Here is a 21,718-nt window from a genome sequence, read left to right on the forward strand (position 1 = left end):
GACCGACCATGAACATGCCCATTGCTGAAGTAAAAGCCCGGCAAAGTGCCAAGGATCAGACCCGTTTCGCCGCATTGTGGCGCCCGGCGCTGGTGCAGGCATTCGTCAAGCTCGACCCGCGCCAACTCAAGCGCTCGCCGGTGATGCTGGTGGTCGCCCTGACTGCGGTACTGACCACCGTCCTGTGTTTCGCTCCCGGCAGCGGTGTGAGCACCGGTGTGGCCGTGCAGATCGCCCTGTGGCTGTGGTTCACCGTGCTGTTCGCCAACTTTGCCGAGGCCCTGGCCGAAGGCCGTGGCAAGGCCCGCGCCGACAGCCTCAAGGCTGGCAGCCAAGGGCTTACCGCCCAGCGTCGCAAGCGTGATGGCAGCTACGAAACCGTAGCGGCCAGCGCGCTGCGCAAGGACGATGTGGTGCGCGTGGTAGCTGGTGAAATGATTCCCGGTGACGGCGAGGTGCTTGAAGGTATCGCTGCGGTCAACGAGGCCGCCATTACCGGCGAGTCCGCGCCGGTGATCCGCGAGTCCGGCGGCGATCGCTCAGCGGTGACCGGCAATACCCGGCTGGTCTCAGACTGGTTGTTGATCCGCATCACCAGCAACCCGGGCGAATCGACCCTCGACCGCATGATTGCCCTGGTCGAGGGCGCCAAGCGGCAGAAGACGCCCAACGAGATCGCCCTCGACATCCTGCTGATCGGCCTGACCCTGATCTTCCTGATCGTGGTGGTGACCCTGCAGCCGTTCGCCCACTTTGTCGGTGGCAGCCTGCCGCTGATCTTTCTCGCCGCATTGCTGGTAACGCTGATCCCCACCACCATTGGCGGCCTGCTGTCGGCCATCGGCATTGCCGGCATGGACCGGCTGGTGCGGCTGAACGTCATCGCCCGCTCGGGCCGGGCGGTGGAGGCGGCCGGTGACGTGCATACGCTGATGCTCGACAAGACTGGCACCATTACCTTCGGCAACCGCCGCTGCAGTGCGCTGCACGCGGCACCGGGCATCACCGCCCGCGAGCTGGGGGAGGGCGCCTTGCTGGCCTCGCTGGCGGACGACACCGCCGAGGGCAAGTCGATCGTCGAGTATCTGCGCCAGCTGCATGATTTTGTCGAACCGTCCGCCGGCCAGTTCGAGGCCGTGGCTTTCAGCGCCGAGACGCGCCTGTCGGGGATCGACTTCCAGCAACACCGCTACCGCAAGGGCGCTGTCGATGCCGTACTGGCGTTCGTCGGCATGCAACGCCTGGAAATGCCACCGGCACTGGCCCGTGAAGTGGAGCGTATTGCCCAGAGCGGCGGTACACCGCTGCTGGTGTGCCTGGACAAGCGCCTGCTTGGCGTGATCCACCTCAAGGATGTGGTCAAACCCGGCATCCGCGAGCGCTTTGCCGAGCTGCGCAAGCTGGGCATCCGCACGGTGATGGTGACCGGCGACAACCCGCTGACCGCCGCCGCCATCGCTGCCGAGGCCGGCGTGGATGACGTGCTGGCCGAGGCCACGCCAGAGAAGAAGCTGGCGCGCATCCGCCAGGAGCAGAACGACGGCCGCCTGGTGGCCATGTGCGGCGATGGCGCCAACGACGCCCCGGCATTGGCTCAGGCTGATGTGGGCATGGCCATGAACGACGGTACCCAGGCGGCGCGCGAGGCGGCCAACATGGTCGACCTGGACAGCGACCCGACCAAGTTGCTGGATGTGGTGCAGGTCGGCAAGGAGTTGTTGGTGACCCGCGGCGCGCTGACCACCTTCTCCATCGCCAATGATGTGGCCAAGTATTTCGCCATCCTCCCGGCGCTGTTCGCCGCCATCTACCCGCAGTTGGGCGTGCTCAACCTGATGCACCTGGCCAGCCCGCAGAGTGCGATTCTGTCGGCCATCGTGTTCAACGCGCTGATCATCATCGTGCTGATCCCGCTGGCGCTGCGCGGCGTGCGGGTGCAGGCGGCCAGTGCGGCGCACCTGCTGCGGCGCAACCTGCTGATCTACGGGCTGGGCGGCATTGTCGTGCCGTTTGCCGGGATCAAACTGATCGATCTGCTGCTCAATGCCCTGCACCTGGTCTGAGGAAGCCACCATGAATGCTTATGTACGCCCGGCATTGAGCCTGGCCCTGTTGATGACCCTGGTGACCGGCGCGCTGTATCCGCTGGTGGTGACCGGTATTGCCCAGGTGGCTTTCCCAACCCAGGCCAATGGCAGCCTGGTGCGCGATGACCAGGGCCAGGTGCGCGGTTCGGCGCTGATTGCCCAGGATTTCCAGGGCGATGGCTGGTTCCACGCGCGGCCATCGGCAGGCGCCTACGCCACCGTGGCCAGCAGCGCCAGCAACCTGTCGCCGAGCAACCCGGCGCTGGCCGAGCGGGTCAAGGGCGATGCGGCTGCGTTGTACCAGGCGCAGCAGGGGCCGGTGCCCCAGGCGCTGCTCACCACCTCGGGCAGCGGCCTCGACCCGCACCTGCCGCCGGAGGCCGTGGCCTACCAGATCCCTCGGGTTGCGGCGGCACGGCAGTTGCCGGTGGAGCGCTTGCAAGGCTTGCTGGAAGAGGCCACCCTCCACCCACTGATCGGCCCGCCGGTGGTCAATGTGCTGGCCTTGAACCAGGCCTTGGAAAACCTCAGCCATTGATAGATGACTTGAGGGGCTAGCAGGGACCCTGTGGGAGCGGGTTTACCCGCGAATGCGTCGGTGGCGCTATTACTGCATTCGCGGGTGAACCCGCTCCCACAGGTACGGTGTTTGTCCCTGGATTTGCTGCTTGCTGGAAATAGCAAAGGATGAAAGATGAGTGACTCCGCCCGCGCAGACGCGCTGTTGGCTACCCTCCCGCGAAGCGGCCGGGGGCGGTTGAAGGTGTTCCTTGGCGCCGCCCCCGGCGTCGGCAAGACCTTCGCCATGCTCCAGGCCGCCCACGCCCAGCAACGCCAGGGCGTGCAGGTGCTGGCCGGGGTGGTCGAAACCCATGGCCGTGCCGAAACCGAGGTATTGCTCGCTGGCCTTCAGCAGCAGCCCCTGCTGCGCAGCCAGTACCGCGGCGTCACGCTCGAGGAAATGGACCTCGACGGCCTTCTCAAGGCCGCGCCGGCCCTGGTGCTGGTCGACGAACTGGCCCACACCAATGCGCCCGGCAGCCGCCACGCCAAACGCTGGCAGGACGTACAGGAACTGCTGGCCGCCGGCATCGATGTGTACACCACGGTCAACGTCCAGCACCTGGAAAGCCTCAACGACAAGGTCCGCGACATTACTGGCGTGCAAGTGCGCGAAACCCTTCCGGACTGGGTGCTGCAGGAAGCCTTCGAGCTGGTGCTGATCGACCTGCCCCCCCGGGAGCTGCTTGAACGCCTGCGCGAAGGCAAGGTGTACGTGCCCGAGCAGGCGCGGGCTGCCATCGATGCGTTCTTCTCGCAAACCAACCTTACCGCCCTGCGCGAGCTGGCCATGCAGACCGCCGCTGCCCAGGTGGATGCCGACCTGGCCCACGGCTATCGCCAGCGCGGCCAGGAAGCCCCGGCCCTGCGTGGGCGCTTGCTGGTGGGCGTGGATGGCGACGACCAGGCGGAACGTTTGGTGCGCCATGCCAGCCGCGTGGCGCAACGCCGCCACCTGCCCTGGAGCCTGGTGCACGTGGACAACGGCCGCCTGCGCGACGAAACCGCACGCCAGCGCCTGCAAGCTGCCCAGCAACTGGCCGAACGCCTGGGCGGGGAGGTGGTACTGCTGCGTGCCGGTGAAGTGGTGCGCACGTTGATCCAGCATGCCGCCGAACGGCGGGCCAGCCTGGTGCTGGTCGGGCAGTCCCGCGACCGCCTGCGCCGGCGCCTGTTCGGTGCCGGTGTGGCCGCGCGGCTGCTGCGCGAAAGCCACGGCCTGGAAATCAACGTGCTGGACCGCGACGCGCAGCCGCCAGCGCCGCGTTCGGCGGTACGGCGGGTGTGGGTCTGGCGCCATTACCTGCTGGCGCTGCTGGCCACGGTCATGGCCGCAGGCCTGGCCTGGGCGGTGTCGAGTGTGCTGGCGCTGCCCAACATATCGCTGGTGTTCCTGGCCGCGGTGTTGCTGGTGGCAGTGCGCAGCAGCCTGGGGCCTGCGCTGGCCTGCGCAGTGCTGTCGTTCCTGACCTACGACTTCCTGTTCATCCCGCCCAACCTGTCGTTCAGGATCCAGCGCGAAGAAGACGTGCTGACCCTGGTGTTCTTCCTGTTGATGGCCGCGCTCACCGGCAACCTGGCCGCCCGCCAGCGCCGCCAGTTGCAGGCGCTGCGCGAGACCCAGGCGCAGACCAGCCAGTTGCTCGACCTGTCGCGTCGGCTGACCGTGGCCACCGACCGCCAGGCGGTGTTCAACGCCGCCGGCCAGCACCTGGACGGTTGGCAGGACATGCAGGTGTGCCTACTGGAGCGCAATGTCGAAGGCCAGTTGCAGGTGGCCAGCGGCGAAGCCCATGCCTTCAGCGATAACGAACGCGCCGCCGCAGAGTGGGCCTGGCAGCACGGTCAGGCCGCCGGTCATGGCAGCGACACCCTGCCCAATGGCCGCTGGTGGTGGTGGCCGCTGGCGGTGGATGAGCAGCCCCTGGCATTGCTTGGTGTGCGCCCACGCTCCGGCCAGCCGCTCAGCGACCCGCGCCGGCGCCTGCTCACTGCCCTTGGTCAGCCACTGGCCCAGGCCCTGGCCCGCGCGCGCCTGGCCGAACAGCTGGAGGCTGCGCGTCTGCATGGCGAAACCGAGCAGTTGCGCAGCGCCTTGCTCGCGTCCGTTTCCCATGATTTGCGCACCCCGCTGACTGCCATGCGCGGTAGCATCGACAGCCTGCTGGCGCTGGGCGAGGCGATCCCCACCGCCGACCGCCGCGAACTGCTGGAGGGCACCCGCAACGAGGCCGAACGCCTCGACCGCTACATCCAGAACCTGCTCGACATGACCCGCCTGGGCCATGGCGGCCTCAAGCTGGCCCGCGACTGGGTGGCCCCGGCCGACATCGTCGGCAGCGCGCTCAACCGCCTGCGCGCGGTGCTGGCGCCGCTGCGGGTACACACCGACGTGCCGACCGAGCTGCCGTTGCTGTTCGTGCATGCGGCATTGATCGAACAGGCGTTGGTCAACGTGCTGGAAAATGCCGCGCGCTTCTCGCCAGCCAATGGCCGGCTGGAGCTGCAGGTGTCGGTGCAGGACGCCCGGTTGTGCTTTGCCGTCAGCGACCAGGGCCCCGGCATTCCCGTGGAAGACCGCGAGAAGATCTTCGACATGTTCTACACCGCCGCTCGCGGTGACCGCGGCGGGCAGGGCACCGGCCTGGGCCTGGCGATCTGCCAAGGCATGATAGGCGCCCATGGCGGCCAGATCCTGGTGGGTGAAGGCATCGATGGCCAGGGCACCAGCATCACTTTATGCTTGCCGCTGCCCCCTCAACCTGAAACCGAAAGCGAAACCCCATGAGTCAATCCGCCACCCTCCTGGTCATCGACGATGAACCGCAGATCCGCAAGTTCCTGCGCATCAGCCTGGCCTCGCAAGGCTACAAGGTGCTCGAGGCCGCCACTGGCGCGGAAGGGCTTGCTCAGGCGGCGCTGGGCAAGCCGGACCTGGTGGTACTCGACCTGGGCCTGCCGGACATGGACGGCCAGCAGGTACTGCGTGACCTGCGCGAATGGAGCGCGGTGCCGGTGCTGGTGTTGTCGGTGCGCGCCAGTGAAGTGCAGAAGGTCGATGCGCTGGATGGCGGCGCCAACGACTATGTGACCAAGCCGTTCGGCATCCAGGAGTTTCTGGCGCGGGTGCGCGCCTTGCTGCGCCAGGTGCCGCAGGCCGGTGGCTCGGAAGTGGCGGCCAGCTTTGGGCCGCTGATGGTGGACTTTGCCTTTCGCCGGGTGACCCTGGATGGCGCGGAAGTGGCGCTGACCCGCAAGGAGTATGCGCTGCTGGCGCAACTGGCCGGGCACCCGGGGCGAGTGATTACCCAGCAGCAGCTGCTCAAGGATATCTGGGGGCCTACCCATGTGGATGACACCCATTACCTGCGGATAGTGGTCGGGCATCTGCGGCAGAAGCTGGGCGATGATCCCACGGCGCCGCGGTTCATCATCACCGAGCCAGGTGTGGGATACAGGTTGGTGGCGCCCACCATGTAACCCCTGTGGGAGCGGGCATGCCCGCTCCCACAGGGTCCCTGCTAATCCAGTGAGTCATGTGCAACCTAAGAGAGATTGCCCAGCCCTTTGGGCTGCGCTGTCGCGTAAAAAACTGAATTCGCAAACGGCCCGCGTACCCTGTGGGAGCGGCTTTAGCCGCGAAGAATCCAACGCGGTGCATGGCACCGGCTGCGCCGGTGTTCGCGGCTGAAGCCGCTCCCACAGAGTTCCTGCTAATTCAATGAGTTATGTGCAGTTCTATGAGAGCTGGCATGCCGGCGATGGGGCCAGCGCAAGACAGTAGCTCAGGGGGCGGTTCTCGACTCCTGATCCATTTCCGCTGGCCACTCTACTCGGGGTGCCAGGCGCAGGGCGAACTCACACCAGAGCACATCGTTGTGATCCTTGGGTTCTCCAGGTGGTGGCAGGGCTGTGGGGCCTTCCTGCATGTAGGTGCAGATGTAGGCCCAGACATGTTGGTCGGCCCCCATCGTAACCAGAGGAAAACGGTCGATGACATTGTTTGTGCCTGGTGCAACGATGGAGAGTGTGACACCCCATTTGAAAATTAACCCACCGTTTGGCAGTGCGCCGGTCTGGGACCAGCGCTCGGCGCGGACTTGGGACCAGTCGTAGCAAACTGTTTCTACTTTCCAGTTCGTGAAGGGGTTCCACCAGCAGTACTTGAAATTGTATGCATACAATTTTTTACGTACTCGGTTGAAGCGAAGGGGTTCATCTCGGGGTGGGGATATGCTTACTCGAAGGCAAAATACGGATGCCCATACTCCGCATGCAAGTATTAATATATCAATTAGCACGGATTCGAAGTCTCTCTGCTCTATGTTGGAGTTTATGAAACTGAGCAGAGGGGTGGTGATGGCGATAGTTGGAAGCGAAAGGAAAGCCATTACTTCTCTTGCCCAACCGAGGGGTCTGGGTACTTCAAGGTAGATGAGATCCTGATGGTTAGGGGATTGATTGCCCAGGCTGGCTTCGATCGCAATGGGAGTGTCAGGATGGGGTAGGTCCTCAATCCATCCTGTACATGGCGGGTTAAGGTGCGGGCGGGCCATTAGAATAGACCCCTTAGCGAGGATAGATTGTTTTCTCTCATTGTCACTTTTGCATAACCTGACATGTCATGCTTGTTGGGCCAATAAGTGAGCGTTAGCTCAATAGCTTTTGTGCAATGGTTATCCTGTAGTGGAATTGAAGTGCTGATGTGCAGGGTCTTATCGGTGGTTTTAAAAATTATTCGTTCTCTGACGCTTTCAGGGCTAGCAAAGGTTTTTTTGGTTTCTTCGGGCACGTATTCGACTACTTTTGGATGTGAACTATTACCAGAGAGATGAAAAGGCAGTCGATTTTGCCCTGCTGGGTACACAGTCAGTTGCCATTTGTACTGTGCGTCTTCAGTACTGAAATTTGGCAAGCTTATGTACAAATCGAGATAAAAACCTGCCGCAACAGCAGCGTCATCGCTGATGAAGGCTTTAGTTTGGTCTAGCGTGTGGGTACTGTGAGTTGGTTGAAATCTTGTCTCAATTGAAACCTGCGCTTGAACTCCCAAGGCTGCCGCGTTCAGTGAGCCAATTGCGGTATCCAGATCTTGTGGATTCATCCAGCGCCGATGTTCCTCTGGTGTTCCCCATCTACTGTGTCGGGACCAAAGCTCTAATAGTGAAGATTCTTGATTTTTGGCATCCATCGCCAGCGTATAGGCTGCCAGACCAAGGATGATCGTAAAGCCTAAGGGACCAAGTAGCGAACTTGCGAATAATACCGAGTAAATACCAGAGACAGTGGAAACCGTAGCAAGCACGGCCGCGCGAGCGTACTGGTTTGCAGAGGTGCTGTCCCCTTGGTTATTAGTTCTGGCGAGCGCATTCACGTATTGCACTGCATCCATGGCATTGGCGAGTGCAGCGATGGCGCCGCCGTACTTGGCTAGGTTCTTTCCTAGTGAAGCTGTGGTTACCGTTCTGGGCCACGGTATCTTCGGTCGTACAAGTGTGACAGCAAGCCCTGCCGCTTCGACACTTACTCCCAACAACCCAAGCGATGAAGACCAGATCGCGGCAAGCGCCTCTGGATTGTTCTGATGCGTCTCCTGCAACGCCCGATAGTTCTTGCCCAGGCTGTCCTGCTGGAACCATATGCCCCCCAAGGCAAGCATCAGCTTCACACTTCCACTGCTCGCTGCAGCATCCCGCAGGCTGCGCATCGCATCGCTTGCCAGGCTTTGCGCGGCCGTAGAACTGATCTTCAAACCACCCGTAACCTGCGCACGCAGCGTACCCGCACCAATCGCAACATTGCGTACCAGCGCCCCGACGCCGCCGGCTGCACCGTCGCGCAACTGCACCAGCCGCGCATGCAAACTCTCAGCACTTTCCAACGTCCAGAGCATCACCTCGATCATCTGGCTACGGTTACCCGCTGCCGCAATATTGATCGCGCCACTCAGCACCATGGCCCGCACCTTGCGGCCCAGTGGGTCACGGAACTGCTTGTCTACCTGCTGCAGAAACGCATCGGTCCGCGCCTCCAGGGCTTCATTGAGCAGGCTCATGTACTCGCCCACTGTCAGCGACACCCGCAGTGGGGTCACCTGCTGCCCGGCGAAGAGTGCAAACGCCGAGCGATGCACATGGCCAATCAGGGTCTTGGTCCGTTCACTCAGGTGCTGGCTGAGCGCATTCCCTGCGCTGTTGGTCGCGGCCAGCAACTGGCCAACGGCATCCTGTATCGGCTTGATCATCAGCAGTTGGCCATCGGCGGTACCGGCGATGCCCTTGATGATGTCGTACACCTTGCCGAAGTCGTCCCCGGACAGCGCGCTGGCCACCTGCTGCATCAGCTTCTGATTCTTGGCTAGCAGTGCCTGGTAAAGCAGGCTGCGGTTGTCCTCCAGCAACTGCTGCCAGATATGCTGGGTGATCCCGAGCGGCTGACCCTCCTGCGGCAAGGTTTCAGTGGGCCCGCCGGCCAGGCAGGCGGCCATCATCTGGATGAAGTACTCCACCGAAACGGGGGAGGTCGCGTCATAGTCGTAGTAGCCGATCTGTTGAAACGCCCGCTTGGCATAGTGCCGCGCATACAGATCGCCAACCTGGTCGATCATCGACTGCCAGTTTTTCAGTTCGCGGTCGTAGTCGGCCTGGAACGCTGCGCGGGAGCCTTCGTCGTAACGCTCTTCCAGCCGCTCGCGGGCGTCCTGCTGCTTGCGCGCGGTGTTGCGTTCGGCCTGCGCGTCGATGTCCACCGGCGGCAGATACGCCTTGGCCGCGATCGGGCTGTCGTTCCATTGCTCGACCTGCCGGGCTTCCCGCTGCGCGTCCTCGGCACCCTGCACGGCCGCCATGGCCGCGTGCAATTCGCGGATGCCCAGTAGTGCTTGCGAGGTGAAGTATTCGAAGTGCCGCTGCGGCTGCGCCCGCCATTCCTGCAGGGCCTGCACCCAGCCAGTGCGTTGCGCGTTGAGCTCCATGACCCCGCCGACCGGGTCGGGCAGTGTCAGCGCCAGCAGGCCATTGGGCAGTTGTTCCTGCTGGATGACATTGCGCACATGCGTGCGGGTTTCATGCCAGCGGCCCAGGCGGCTGTAAAAGCCATGAGCGCTGGTAAACCTGGCAGAGGAAAAGGTGGAGAACTCCAGCACCTGTTCCAGGCCGAAGCGGAAGCTGTCGGTCATGGCGATGCCGAGGCTGGCAGGGTCGTTGCGTGCGGTGTTCAGGTCCACTTCGACGAAGCGGGCGAGGGTGCCCGGGTCACTGTCGGCGATGCCTTGCCGATAGCGGTCGAGTACCGCACGGGGCCAAGGGTCGTTGGCGAAGGCGATCCAGGCCTTGCGGTAGAGCAGGGTATCGATGTTGATGAACGAGGCAATCACATCGTGGCCTTCGGTGGCGCATACCTTGGGTAACGACCTGGGTGGCCCCAAGGGCATCTGCGACACCGGAAAGCGCTGCAAGGTACCTTCCGCCGCTACCTCGTAGGCCTGCCAGATTTCCTGGTCGAGCAGTACGTAGACATAACCCTGGCGCAGGAGGCGCAACTGGTCGGTGTGCATCGGGCGGAAGATGATTTCGCTGTCGTCTGCCAGGCGATAGGGGCGCCCTGTGTCCGGGCGTGGGGCGTAGGCCTCGCGCAGCAGCAGAATCGGCAGGCCGGAGCGTTCGCAGGCATTGCAGGTACCGTAGGTGTTGGGGATCTCTTCCTGCATGGCGATGTGGATGGTTTTGCTGATGCTCATGGGTAACTCCTTGCCTTCGGCAGGCCGGCGACGATGTGCGACCAGGTGCAGTCGTCGTAGCTGGCGAAGCGGTCCACCAGGCGCTGCTCGCCGGCCGCTGCCCTTTCCACCTCGTGCTGGATGGTCGGGTGCTGAAGGAGCAATGGATGGATCATGAGCATGTGCAGGCTCATGCACTGGATATCGGCGCGGTCGCGCAGGCCCTGCTTGAACGCCTTGAGGATCAGGTTCATGGCATGGGTGGTGGCGTTTTCCGGCAAGCCTGAGGAGCCTGCGAAGTGCCAGGGTGCATGGGGATGCTGCACGGCACTCAGGCGATGCCAGGCGCCGAGCAGTTGAATGATCTGTGGTGCGACGTGCTGGGTCGCCCTTACGGCCTCGGGGACGGTCAGTTCGCCAGCCATGGGTTCTCGCTCGAATACCTCGCAACTGCCACAACCATCGGGATGTAGCCAGCTGCGAACAGGCCCGAGGAGTTCGCCTGCGTTTTTCAGGGTCGCGCGTAGCAGCGCCAGCCGCACGGGCTCGAACCATGCGGTGATACCGTGCGGTTCTGGTTGGTGCAGCACCTGACACTGGTGGCTGATGTGCTGGGCGATGAGGTCGGCGGGTTGATCGCTGATCAGCCAGCCACACACGTAGTGCCAGGTAGCTGCCCATTCACGAGCGGCGCAGGTCGCGCTTAATAGGGCAAGGGCTGTGGGCGCATCGCCGGGTTCGGCGAGCCGCACCAGAGCTGGCCAGCACTCAGGATCCTGCACCAGGCGGCTGCAGTCGATGCGCGTTACGGCATCACTACCCAGCGCTTCGCTGAGGGCAGCGATGGCCAGCGGGTGCTCAGGCGGGCAGCCGGCGAATGGGTCCAGTAAAAGGTAGAGGGCCTCTTCTGGTTGGCGCTGCTGGTTGGCGAAGTGATCGACCGACTGCACGCAGCCCTGCGTGGACTGGCTCGACATGAGAAGTTCCTTTTCTTCTTGATGGCGAGCAGAAACCTAACGGGGAATCAATGCTGCAGGTAGTTATCGGCTTCCTAACCAGCTGTAGGATTTTTCGCTGTCGGACGAGGCAGTCGTATCGCTCAGGACCTCGGGGATTCTGTTTCAAAGCATTGGCGCATAACGTCAAGGTAACGCCGCGCGCCCAGGCCCAACGGGCGCGACTTGACCCAGATGATGTCCACCCACAAGCGCAATCGGCTGGCCATGTTGTCGAAACGCACCTCCGCCAGCGCGCCCGAAGCAATCAACGGCTCGACCAAAGGCTGCGGCAGGTAGGCCCAACCGAGCCCCGATTGCACCAGGTCCAGCGTGGCCAGGTAGCTGTCGGTCAGCCAGATGCGCCGCGACAGCACCATGCGTGGGTCCGACCCGGTGGCCTTGCCCGACGCCACAATGATCTGCCGCTGTTCGGCGAAAGTTTCTTCCGGCAACGGCGTGCCGCTGTTCTGCCCGGCCGGATGGCGGGGGGAGGCGACGGCCACCAGCAACTGGCTGCCGGCCTCCAGGAATGACTCGCGCTCGTCGATGCCAGGCCTTTCGAAGACCAGCGCCAGTTGCACGCTGCCGTCATGCAGCAGGCGGATGGCTTCGGCCTGGGTGGCCGAGCGTACTTCGATTTCAAGGCTGGGAAATTCCTGGGCGAGGGTTTCCAGCGGCTGGCTCCAGCGGCCGGTCTGCAGCTCGGGGGCCATGGCGATAGTCAGGCGCTTTTCCAGCCCCTTGTGCAGTTGCAGGGCCTGGGCGTCGAGCAGGTTGAGCTGGCAGATCACCTGCCTGGCCTGGGGCTCCAGGGCCAGTGCGGCACTGGTGGGCAAGGCTTTGCGCGTGGCCCGGTCGAACAGCACCAGGTCCAGCTCCGCCTCCAGCTGGGCGATGGCCATGCTCACGGCCGAAGGCACACGCCCCAGCTTGCGCGCGGCGGCAGAGAACGAGCCTGCCTCCAGCACCGCGAGGAAGATTGCCAGGGAGTCGCTGGTAAAGGCCATTGTCAGTAAACCTGATGACGGGGAGTGTTATGGAAGAAAATTATGGGGCTTTTGTTTGAGAATGCACCAGGGTGCCGAGCGGTTCGGCGGGGGATTGTCAGCGCCTGTGAGATCGAGCGCCGCCCGCGCGGCGCTCGATCTCACAGGCGCTGAAAAACCAAAGCCAAGCACCTACAGCCCTTCACCCAGCACCCGGTCAATGCTGTCGACAAAGTAGTCCACGCTCGCCCGGGTGGTGCACATCGGCGGCTTGATCTTGAGGATGTTCAGGTAATCACCGGTCGGCTGCATGAAGATGCCCAGGTCACGCAGGCGGTTGCACAGGGCCATGGTTTCCTCGGTGGCCGGCTCCAGTGTTGCGCGGTCGCGCACCAGTTCCAGCCCCAGGTAGAAGCCCGAACCATGCGCCGCGCCGGCCAGCGGGTGCTTGTCGACCAGTGCCTGCAGGCGCGCCTTGAAATAGCGCCCGGTATCGCGCGCGTTGTCCCACAGGCCTTCCTCCTGCATCACATCCAGCACCGCCATGCCGATGCGGCAGCTGACCGGGCTGCCACCGGCCGAGGAGAAGAAGTAGCCCTCGGCCTCCAGCGCCTCGGCGATCTCGCGGCGGGTGATGACTACGCCCAGTGGCTGGCCGTTGCCCATGCCCTTGGCCATTGTGATGATGTCGGGCACCACGCCCTGTTCCTCGAAGCCCCAGAAGTACTCGCCCAGGCGGCCATAGCCGACCTGTACCTCGTCGGCGATGCACACACCGCCCCGGGCGCGGACCTTGGCATAGGCGTCGCGCAGGTAACCGGCTGGCAACGAAATACCACCGGCATTGCCGTACACCGGCTCGCAGATGATGCCCGCCAACTGGCGGCCACGGGCGTCGAGGTCGGCCAGTTTGGCGTCGACGTCGCGCAGGTAGTGGGTGGCGCTGTCGGCGCCGCGGAAGCGGCCGCGGAAGGTGTTCGGCGCCTCGACCGGGTGCACCCAGTCCGGGCGGGTTTCCAGGGCCTGTGGGTTGTCGGCGATGGAAGTGGAAATGGCATCGGTGGCCACCGACCAGCCGTGGTAGGCCTCCAGCACGCTGAGCAGGTCGCGCCCGCCGCTGTAGGCCCAGGCCAGGCGAATCGCCAGGTCGTTGGCTTCGGTACCGCTGTTGACCATGAACACCCGGTCGAAGCCTTCGGGTGCCAACTCCAGCAGGCGTTCGGAGAACTCGGTGATGGCCGCGTAGTGGAAGCGCGAGTTGGTGTTCAGCAGCGACCACTGCCGTGCCGACTCGGCGACCATGCGCGGGTGGCCGTGGCCCAGCACCGCGACGTTGTTGAGCATGTCGAGGTAAGAGCGGCCCTGCATGTCGATCAGGTAGTTGCGCCAGCCGCGTTCGATGTGAGGCGGTTGCGCGTAGTAATGCTTCTGCGAGCGGGCGAAGCTGGCATCGCGGCGAGCCAGCAGGGCCTGTGGGTCGGGCAGCGGCTCGGCATTGCAGTCGAAGCCCAGCAACGCAGCTGGCGACGGGCACAGGGCCAGCCAGGCGGCCGCCTGGGATGGGGTGGCGAAGAACGGCGGCTGAATGCCGCTATCCAGGCACAGCTGCACGCTGAGGAAGCCACAACTGCTGCCCAGCGACTGGCCTTTTTCCACGGCCTGGCCATCTGCAGGCGCGTCTTCCAGGCCTTGCAGCCACAACGCCCAGTGCGCGCTGCGCAGGCAGCCACGGCCGTCGCCATGGCGCTGCCAGGTGCCGGCGTCTGGCGCTTGCACCAGGCTGCCGTTGGGTACATGCAGCTCGACGCCCAGGGCACAGGTGGCAGGCTCTTCGGGGCGATCGATATGGGTTTGCGACAGGCGATACTGCCCGTGCAGGCTGCAGGCCGGTGCTGGTTGCGTGGTCAGCAGGTGCTGGTCGAAGCCCGGTTGCTCCCAGTTGCCCGCCTCGCAATGCCCGCTGAGCACGCCCAGATCGACGCGCGTCACTGTCTGCCGATCCAGTTCAGGGAGCAGAAGGGCGCAGCCGCTCAGGTCCGGCGTGGCGGGCTGCAGGCCCGCAGCTTGCAGGATGGCCGCTTCCATCAACGCGAAAGGTACGGCGGTGGCAGTGTCGAAGATTTCCCATTCATGGGCGATGTTGTCGCGGGTGTACTGGTTGCCGGGGTCGACGGTGAGTTGCTGTTCGCTGCTCAGCACCAGCACGGCGGCGCGGTTGAGCACCAGTGGCCACAGCGCCCGCAGTTCGGCTTCGCTCAGAGGGTTGAGCGCCTGGTAGGCACGCACGGCCGGCAGGATGCGCAGCGGGTCGCCCTCGGCGTGGTGCAACAGCGCCGCGCAGGTCACCGACAGGTCGGCGATTCGCCAGGTGCGCAACAGGTCGCCGAAATCGATCACCCCTTGCAGCTGCCACTGGCGCTCGCCATCGCGAGCCCAGACGGCGTTGTCGTCGGTGATGTCCAGGTGCACGGCCTGGCTTGGCAGCTGGTCGACCAGCGGCGTCAGGTGCTCGGCGGCCAGCTGGGTGGCCTGCTCGATGCGGGCGCGTTGCGCGGCGTTGCCCAGCACGGGCAGCAGGTGCTGGATCAGTGCCTGGGCATGTTGCGGGTCCCATTGCAGGGTGCGCGCCAGGCCCGGGTGGTCGAAAGTGGCCAGGGCCTTGTCCAGCCGCGCGCAGAGCCCGCCGAGTTCGGCCATCAGGCGTGGTTCCATGTGCTTGAGGCGGGTCAGTGGCTGGCCGTCGATATAGTCGAGCAGGCGCATGCGCAGCGGTTGCCCGTCTATTTCCAACGCCAGCAGCATCTGGCCATCGCTAGCCGGGCGCACGGCGGGCACAGGCAAGCCCTGTTCGCGCAGGTAGGCCAGGGCCGCGTGCTGGGCCTCGAGCTCCACCTGGGCGTAGCTGCCGTGGCAGGCCTTGAGCACGAAACGGCCTTGTGGTGCGTCTACACGGAAGTTCAGGTCCTGTTGGCTGCCCAGTGCCGAGAGGTTGCCGGTAATGCCGTAGTGCGTTTGCAGCACGGCATGTGCCTGGGCTTCGCCGAGCACAGGGCTGGGCAGGCCGGAGCGCTGGATCAGCGTGGTCAGGGCAGGGGAGGCGGGCTGGTGTTGTGGGCTGGACATGGGGCTCTACCGTTGCTGCTGGGGTTGACGGTGGAGAATTTATGCCTGATCTGGCTGATGATGGAAGACGATTGTTGTCAGAAAATTTGATGATGGCTTTCGAACCGCCCTGCCTCTACGCCTTTACATTAAATTATTTTCTGCCAATAATTATTGCTATTCAATAATTTCGGATAAAGCCATGATCGACATCTTCCCGCGCCGTGAACTGGCTGCCGACATGGCCAGGCAGCTGTTGAAACCGTCCGCCCTGGATATCGGCTTGAGATCAGGGCTGTTTTTCTCCGGGCTGCGCAGGACTGGCAAAACCACCTTTTTAAAGAACGACTTGATCCCTGCCCTGGAGGAAATGGGTGCATTGGTGATCTATGTCGACCTCTGGAGTGATACCCAGACCAGCCCGGTCGTGCTAGTCCTCGCCGCAGTGCGTAAAGCCCTTGCTGATCTTCAGAAACCTACCTCGGCTTTCTTGCAGAAACTCAAGGCCCTGCGTGGCGCGGAGGTCGAAGTGGCTGGGCTGAAGTTTGGCTTCAACCTGGAAACCTTGGGCACAGAGGGCGGTGTCACACTGGCGGAAGCACTGACCGAGGTTGTGGACCAGGCCAGGACTGACGTCGTGCTGGTCGTCGACGAGGTGCAGCAGGCAATCACAACCGAGGACGGCCAACAGATGATGCTGGCGCTCAAGGCTGCACGCGATGCCATCAATCCGCGCCCGAACACGCCAGGGCACTTCCTGTTCATCGGTACCGGCTCTCACCGGGCAATGGTCAACGAGTTGACCGCGCGGCGTAACCAGGCTTTTGCCGGTGCCACAAATGTGCCGTATCCGGTGCTGGACAGGGACTATGTGGAATTCTGGCTCAAGCGGCTCGCAAAAGATGGCCTGGGCAACTTGCCGTCGCTGGATGTCGCGGCACAGGCATTCAAAACGCTGGGCAGCAGGCCCGAGGAGTTCATTCGTGCACTTCGGCAGTTGGTTCACTCACCTGCGTCCGGGATGGGGCCGGATGAGGTGCTGCCGGTAATCGCATCAACGCTGCGGTCGGCGGCTGCTGACCTGGAGCTGATGAAAGTAGAGGAGCTGGGCGTCCTGGCTGAGGCGATTTTTGCCCGGATCGCATCGGTCGAAGGCGATGCGCGTGGGGTGTTCTCCAACGAAGCGGCGGCCGAGTATTCGAAGTCTGTGGGGCGTGAAGTGCGTGTCGAAGAGATACAGCCGGTTGCCAACGAACTGCTGGCCGCTAACCTGATCATGCGTCGGGGGCATGGGCTGTATGGGGTGACCGACCCCTTTGTACAGGAGATCTGGCGCGAGCGGCAGGAGTTGTTGGGCCGGCTCTGAGCTGCATCTACGTAGGCCAGCTGGCGCCGGCCTCCCGGGGTGTGCAATCTCTCGCGGGGACGGCCTTGTGTCGCGAAACGGCCGCAGGGCGGCCCCCAGATTTCTGCATGAAAGCATAAATCGCCGGGGCTGCTTTGCAGCCCTTTGGCGACACGAGACCGCTCCCATATGTGCGTTATGGCCTGTGATGCCAATCAGCGCATCATGCCCAGCTCGGCATCATCCATCAGCGCCTTGGCCATCGCACTCAGGTAGTGGGCAGCCCAGATCATCATCGGCTTTTCATCCATCAGGCCGGTGATGGTCAGTTCGCGTACATAGCCCATCAGCTCCGAAGATTGCTCGCGGGCATCGCGGCAGGGAATGCCGGGCTCTATGCGGAACAGTGGGTGGGTGCCGTGTTCGCCATGGTAGAAGGTGGTTTTACCGACAGTGAATTGGGTGTCTTCTGTGGTCATTTTTGAATCCCCTGAAAATCCTCGACTGTCTGGACGGGCCCTTTCGCGGGTGAACCCGCTCCCACAGGTACTGTGCAAGTCTTGAAGACTGTGGTGATCCTGTGGGAGCGGGTTTACCCGCGAAGAGGCCAGCCCAGACAACGCAACACTAAAGCCTCAGTGCAAAGTCCGAGGCTCAGCGGGCATCTGCACCTGAACCAGTGCCGACTCAAGCAAAGTCCTAAGCGCCTCCAGCTCATGCATCGAGGTCATCATCAGGATCGAAGCCGGCGATTTGGGCTGCAGTAGCAAGGCCTGATGCACCACGGTGGCCGCGCATAGCGCGTAGTCGGTGGCCTGGATCAGGGTGTCTTCGAGGGAATGGGTATCGTGGGGTGGATCGGGGACCATCTTCAACATCGCATAGTACCTTTGGTGGGGCTTCCACCTGGCTGCTGTCAAACAGTTGGGTGGCAGCTGTACATGGGTTGACAGACCGGCGGACTATGCAAGTTCCGGCGCACGCGAACGTGCCCCATGTACAGCCGCCAAAACAGGCGAGCCGTGTGCATATACCGTTACGGCCTGTCAAAGCCGTGTCGTTGATGAGCAACGACGTGCTGAGACTAGAGTGCTGCCAGAGCAGCCGCAACGGAAAACACGCGGCAGGAGTATGTTTGGGAAATGGCCTACAAGGAAGGGGATAAGTCTGTTTTTTACCTCGCCGAAAGCGGGCTGCGCAGCAGCCCCCAAAAGCTAACTAGCCGCATCCACTTCCAAGAACGCCGCCTCCAGCAACTGCCGGGTATACGGATGCTGCGGCGCATGGAAGATCGCTTGCGCATCCCCTTGTTCCACTACATGCCCATGCTTGATCACCATCAACTGGTGGCTCAACGCCTTGACCACCGCCAGGTCATGGCTGATGAACAGGTAGGTCAGGTTGTATTTCTGCTGCAGATTGCGCAGCAACTCCACCACCTGCCGCTGCACCGTGCGGTCCAGCGCCGACGTAGGTTCATCCAGCAGGATCAGCGCCGGTTTCAATACTAACGCCCGGGCAATGGCAATGCGCTGGCGCTGCCCACCGGAAAACTCATGCGGATAGCGATGCCGCGTGCGTGGGTCCAGCCCCACTTCCTCCAGGGCCGCAATAATCGCTGCTTCCTGTTCCTGCGCCGTGCCGATGCGGTGGATGCGCAACCCTTCGCCGACAATGTCCTCCACGCACATGCGCGGGCTCAGGCTGCCGAACGGGTCCTGGAACACCACCTGCATTTCCCGGCGCAACGGGCGCACGGCCTTCTGGTTCAGCCCTTCCAGATCCTGCCCATGAAAGCGAATGCCGCCCTGGCTGGAGATCAGCCGCAAGATCGCCAAACCCAAAGTCGACTTGCCCGACCCGGACTCGCCGACAATCCCCAGCGTCTGCCCTTGCGGCAAGCTGAAGTTGATCCCGTCCACCGCCTTCACATGGTCGACCGTGCGCCGTAGCAGGCCCTTCTTGATCGGGAACCACACCTTGAGGTCATCCACCTCCAGCAATGGCGCGCCCACCGGGTTGTGCGCCGGCAGCCCGCTGGGTTCGGCATTGATCAGCATCTGCGTGTAGTGGTGCTGCGGTGCGCTGAACAACCTGGCGCATTCGGCCTGCTCGACAATCTGCCCGTGCTGCATCACGCACACACGGTGGGCGATGCGTCGCACCAGGTTCAGGTCATGGCTGATCAGCAGCAGGGCCATGCCCAGACGCGCCTGCAGTTCCTTGAGCAGTTCGAGAATCTTCAACTGCACAGTCACGTCCAGCGCCGTGGTCGGCTCATCCGCAATCAGCAGTTCCGGCTCGTTGGCCAGGGCCATGGCGATCATCACCCGCTGGCGCTGCCCGCCCGACAGCTCATGGGGCAAAGCCTTCAGACGCTTGCGTGGCTCGGGAATGCCGACCATCTCCAGCAGCTCCAGGGTGCGCGCCGTGGCCTCCTTGCCGGTCAGGCCCTTGTGCAGCAGGAGGATTTCGTTGATCTGCTTCTCGATGCAGTGCAGCGGGTTAAGCGAGGTCATCGGCTCCTGGAAGATCATTGCAATGCGGTTGCCGCGAATGCGCTGCATGGTCTTCTCGTTCTGCTGCAGCAGGTCCTTGCCATCGTAGCGGATGCTGCCGCTGGGGTGGCGGGCCAGGGGGTAGGGCAGCAGGCGCAGGAGCGAGTGCGCGGTAACCGATTTGCCCGAGCCACTCTCGCCCACCAGTGCCAGCGTCTCACCCTTGCGGATGTCGAAGCTGATGCCGTTCACAACGCGGTGGGCCTGGTCCCCGGTGACGAACTCCACCGCCAGGTCGCGCACTTCGATCAGGTTCTGTTCACTCATGTCACTTCCTCGGGTCGAAGGCATCGCGGGCGGATTCGCCGATGAACACCAGCAGGCTCAGCATCAGCGCCAGCACGGCGAAGGCGCTGATGCCCAGCCATGGGGCCTGCAGGTTGGACTTGCCCTGGGCCACCAGCTCGCCCAGCGACGGTGCGCCCGGCGGCAGGCCGAAGCCGAGGAAGTCCAGGGCGGTGAGGGTGCCGATGGCGCCGGTGAGAATGAACGGCATGAAGGTCATGGTCGAGATCATGGCGTTGGGCAGGATGTGCCGGTACATGATCGCGCCGTTGCGCATCCCCAGCGCGCGGGCTGCGCGCACGTATTCCAGGTTGCGCCCGCGCAGGAACTCGGCGCGCACCACGTCCACCAGGCTCATCCACGAGAACAGCAGCATGATGCCCAGCAACCACCAGAAGTTGGGTTGCACGAAGCTGGCGAGGATGATCAGCAGGTACAGCACCGGCAGGCCCGACCAGACTTCCAGGAAACGTTGCCCGGCCAGGTCGACCCAGCCGCCATAGAAGCCCTGCAAGGCGCCGGCGATCACGCCGACGATGGAACTGAGCAGGGTCAGCGTCAGGGCGAACAGCACGGAAATGCGGAAACCGTAGATCACCCGTGCCAGCACGTCGCGGCCCTGGTCGTCGGTGCCCAGCCAGTTGTCCGCCGACGGTGGGGCCGGGGCGGGTACCCGCAGGTCATAGTTGATGCTCTGGTAGCTGAACGGGATCGGTGCCCACAGCACGAAGCTGTCTTTCTTCTCCAGCAGCTCGCGGATGTACGGGCTCTTGTAGTTGGCTTCCAGCGGGAATTCGCCGCCGAAGGTGGTTTCCGGGTAGCGCTTGAATGCCGGGAAGTACCATTCGCCGTCGTAGCGCACGGCAATCGGCTTGTCGTTGGCGATCAGTTCGGCGCCCAGGCTCAGGCCGAACAGGATCAGGAACAGCCACAGCGACCACCAGCCACGGCGGTTGGCCTTGAAGCGCTCGAAGCGCCGGCGGTTGAGGGGGGACAAGGCCATGTCAGTGCTCCCGGCTGGCGAAGTCGATGCGTGGATCGACCAGGGTGTAGGTCAGGTCGCCGATCAGTTTCACCACCAGCCCCAGCAGGGTGAAGATGAACAGGGTGCCGAAGACCACCGGGTAGTCACGGTTGATGGCTGCCTCGAAACTCATCAGGCCGAGGCCGTCGAGGCTGAAGATCACCTCGATCAGCAAGGAACCGGTGAAGAAGATGCCGATGAACGCCGAAGGGAAACCGGCAATCACCAGCAGCATGGCGTTGCGGAACACATGGCCGTACAGCACCCGTGGCCGGCTCAGGCCCTTGGCCTTGGCGGTGACCACGTATTGCTTGTTGATCTCGTCTAGGAAGCTGTTCTTGGTCAGCAAGGTCATGGTGGCGAAGTTGCCGATGACCAGCGCGGTGATCGGCAGCACCAGGTGCCAGAAGTAGTCCAGCACCTTACCGGTGGTGCTCAGTTCGTCGAAGTTGTTGGAGGTGAGGCCGCGCAGCGGGAACCAGTCGAAGTAGCTGCCGCCGGCGAACAGCACGATCAGCAGGATGGCGAACAGGAACGCCGGGATGGCGTAGCCGACGATGATCGCCGAACTGGTCCACACGTCGAAATGGCTGCCGTGACGCACGGCCTTGGCGATGCCCAGCGGAATCGACACCAGGTACATGATCAGCGTGCTCCACAGCCCCAGCGAAATTGACACAGGCATCTTCTCGATGATCAGGTCGATAACCTTGGCATCGCGGAAGAAGCTGTCGCCGAAGTCCAGCCGGGCGTAGTTCTTGATCATGATCCACAGGCGCTCGGGCGGCGACTTGTCGAAGCCGTACATGCGTTCGATCTCGGCGATCAGTGCCGGGTCCAGGCCCTGGGCGCCACGGTAGTTGGAGCCGGCCACGGACACTTCGGCACCGCCACCGGCAATGCGGCTGGTGGCGCCTTCGAAACCTTCGAGCTTGGCGATCATCTGCTCGACCGGGCCGCCGGGGGCGGCCTGGACGATGATGAAGTTGATGATCAGGATGCCGAACAGGGTCGGGATGATCAGCAGCAGGCGGCGCAGGATGTAGGCCAGCATG

15 protein-coding genes are annotated in these 21,718 nt (G+C 63.4%); 5 read left to right on the forward strand and 10 right to left on the reverse strand.

What is annotated here, in order from left to right:
- Positions 1-8: 8 nt before the first annotated feature.
- The 4 genes from kdpB (at position 9) to RR51_RS07565 (ending at position 6,128) form a co-directional block, all read left to right on the forward strand.
- Positions 9-2,063, forward strand: a complete 2,055-nt coding sequence (gene kdpB, locus RR51_RS07550; protein ID WP_038409996.1) for a potassium-transporting ATPase subunit KdpB — start codon at positions 9-11, stop codon at positions 2,061-2,063.
- Positions 2,064-2,073: 10 nt separating this feature from the next.
- Positions 2,074-2,625 carry a potassium-transporting ATPase subunit KdpC gene (gene kdpC, locus RR51_RS07555; RefSeq protein ID WP_013973416.1) on the forward strand — a complete coding sequence of 184 codons (552 nt, stop codon included), beginning with the start codon at positions 2,074-2,076 and terminating at the stop codon, positions 2,623-2,625.
- 156 nt (positions 2,626-2,781) lie between these two features.
- Positions 2,782-5,436 (forward strand): sensor histidine kinase, encoded by a 2,655-nt coding sequence (locus RR51_RS07560; RefSeq protein WP_039613088.1) that lies wholly within the window; start codon positions 2,782-2,784, stop codon positions 5,434-5,436.
- Complete coding sequence (locus tag RR51_RS07565; protein ID WP_038409994.1) at positions 5,433-6,128, forward strand: response regulator; 696 nt, start codon at positions 5,433-5,435, stop codon at positions 6,126-6,128. Before RR51_RS07560 ends, RR51_RS07565 begins: the two co-directional genes overlap by 4 nt.
- Before the next feature lie 305 nt (positions 6,129-6,433).
- Here the strand turns inward: RR51_RS07565 and RR51_RS31800 are convergent, their stop codons facing one another.
- The 5 genes from RR51_RS31800 to RR51_RS07585 all read right to left on the reverse strand — a co-directional run bounded on the left by RR51_RS31800 (position 6,434) and on the right by RR51_RS07585 (position 15,472).
- A complete protein-coding gene (locus tag RR51_RS31800; protein ID WP_330218081.1) occupies positions 6,434-7,204 on the reverse strand; it encodes a DUF6708 domain-containing protein in 771 nt (256 codons plus the stop codon).
- Positions 7,204-10,386: a T6SS effector BTH_I2691 family protein gene (locus RR51_RS07570; RefSeq protein WP_039613089.1), complete on the reverse strand. Its 3,183-nt coding sequence runs from the start codon at positions 10,384-10,386 to the stop codon at positions 7,204-7,206. Before RR51_RS07570 ends, RR51_RS31800 begins: the two co-directional genes overlap by 1 nt.
- Positions 10,383-11,342 (reverse strand): hypothetical protein, encoded by a 960-nt coding sequence (locus RR51_RS07575; protein WP_039613090.1) that lies wholly within the window; start codon positions 11,340-11,342, stop codon positions 10,383-10,385. The genes RR51_RS07570 and RR51_RS07575 overlap by 4 nt, the downstream gene beginning before the upstream one ends.
- A 122-nt stretch (positions 11,343-11,464) precedes the next feature.
- Positions 11,465-12,370, reverse strand: a complete 906-nt coding sequence (locus RR51_RS07580; protein WP_013973410.1) for a LysR family transcriptional regulator — start codon at positions 12,368-12,370, stop codon at positions 11,465-11,467.
- A gap of 171 nt (positions 12,371-12,541) precedes the next feature.
- Entirely contained in the window at positions 12,542-15,472 is a 2,931-nt protein-coding gene (locus RR51_RS07585) for an aminotransferase (protein ID WP_039613091.1), read from the reverse strand.
- 181 nt (positions 15,473-15,653) lie between these two features.
- Between RR51_RS07585 and RR51_RS07590 the strand changes: the two genes are divergently transcribed.
- Complete coding sequence (locus tag RR51_RS07590) at positions 15,654-16,817, forward strand: ATP-binding protein (protein WP_023661223.1); 1,164 nt, start codon at positions 15,654-15,656, stop codon at positions 16,815-16,817.
- Between the two features lie 194 nt (positions 16,818-17,011).
- Here the strand turns inward: RR51_RS07590 and RR51_RS07595 are convergent, their stop codons facing one another.
- From RR51_RS07595 to RR51_RS07615, 5 genes are all read right to left on the reverse strand, one after another.
- The gene (locus RR51_RS07595; protein ID WP_039613092.1) at positions 17,012-17,275 is read right to left on the reverse strand and encodes a DUF3077 domain-containing protein; all 264 of its coding nucleotides are present in this window, start codon (positions 17,273-17,275) and stop codon (positions 17,012-17,014) included.
- A 156-nt stretch (positions 17,276-17,431) separates the two neighbouring features.
- The gene (locus RR51_RS07600; RefSeq protein WP_013973406.1) at positions 17,432-17,674 is read right to left on the reverse strand and encodes a hypothetical protein; all 243 of its coding nucleotides are present in this window, start codon (positions 17,672-17,674) and stop codon (positions 17,432-17,434) included.
- Between the two features lie 336 nt (positions 17,675-18,010).
- Complete coding sequence (locus tag RR51_RS07605; protein ID WP_039613093.1) at positions 18,011-19,621, reverse strand: ABC transporter ATP-binding protein; 1,611 nt, start codon at positions 19,619-19,621, stop codon at positions 18,011-18,013.
- Position 19,622: 1 nt separating this feature from the next.
- Entirely contained in the window at positions 19,623-20,642 is a 1,020-nt protein-coding gene (locus tag RR51_RS07610; RefSeq protein ID WP_013973404.1) for an ABC transporter permease, read from the reverse strand.
- A gap of 1 nt (position 20,643) precedes the next feature.
- Positions 20,644-21,717: a microcin C ABC transporter permease YejB gene (locus RR51_RS07615; RefSeq protein ID WP_009686399.1), complete on the reverse strand. Its 1,074-nt coding sequence runs from the start codon at positions 21,715-21,717 to the stop codon at positions 20,644-20,646.
- Position 21,718 lies beyond the last annotated feature (1 nt).

This window comes from Pseudomonas sp. C5pp, from assembly GCF_000814065.1.
Classification (GTDB): domain Bacteria; phylum Pseudomonadota; class Gammaproteobacteria; order Pseudomonadales; family Pseudomonadaceae; genus Aquipseudomonas; species Aquipseudomonas asiatica.

Coding starts and splice junctions, on each gene's coding strand:
- kdpB (WP_038409996.1), top strand. CDS start 9: ATGAACATGCCCATTGCTGAAGTAAAAGCCCGGCAAAGTGCCAAGGAT.
- kdpC (WP_013973416.1), top strand. CDS start 2,074: ATGAATGCTTATGTACGCCCGGCATTGAGCCTGGCCCTGTTGATGACC.
- RR51_RS07560 (WP_039613088.1), top strand. CDS start 2,782: ATGAGTGACTCCGCCCGCGCAGACGCGCTGTTGGCTACCCTCCCGCGA.
- RR51_RS07565 (WP_038409994.1), top strand. CDS start 5,433: ATGAGTCAATCCGCCACCCTCCTGGTCATCGACGATGAACCGCAGATC.
- RR51_RS31800 (WP_330218081.1), bottom strand. CDS start 7,204: ATGGCCCGCCCGCACCTTAACCCGCCATGTACAGGATGGATTGAGGAC.
- RR51_RS07570 (WP_039613089.1), bottom strand. CDS start 10,386: ATGAGCATCAGCAAAACCATCCACATCGCCATGCAGGAAGAGATCCCC.
- RR51_RS07575 (WP_039613090.1), bottom strand. CDS start 11,342: ATGTCGAGCCAGTCCACGCAGGGCTGCGTGCAGTCGGTCGATCACTTC.
- RR51_RS07580 (WP_013973410.1), bottom strand. CDS start 12,370: ATGGCCTTTACCAGCGACTCCCTGGCAATCTTCCTCGCGGTGCTGGAG.
- RR51_RS07585 (WP_039613091.1), bottom strand. CDS start 15,472: ATGTCCAGCCCACAACACCAGCCCGCCTCCCCTGCCCTGACCACGCTG.
- RR51_RS07590 (WP_023661223.1), top strand. CDS start 15,654: ATGATCGACATCTTCCCGCGCCGTGAACTGGCTGCCGACATGGCCAGG.
- RR51_RS07595 (WP_039613092.1), bottom strand. CDS start 17,275: ATGACCACAGAAGACACCCAATTCACTGTCGGTAAAACCACCTTCTAC.
- RR51_RS07600 (WP_013973406.1), bottom strand. CDS start 17,674: ATGTTGAAGATGGTCCCCGATCCACCCCACGATACCCATTCCCTCGAA.
- RR51_RS07605 (WP_039613093.1), bottom strand. CDS start 19,621: ATGAGTGAACAGAACCTGATCGAAGTGCGCGACCTGGCGGTGGAGTTC.
- RR51_RS07610 (WP_013973404.1), bottom strand. CDS start 20,642: ATGGCCTTGTCCCCCCTCAACCGCCGGCGCTTCGAGCGCTTCAAGGCC.
- RR51_RS07615 (WP_009686399.1), bottom strand. CDS start 21,717: ATGCTGGCCTACATCCTGCGCCGCCTGCTGCTGATCATCCCGACCCTG.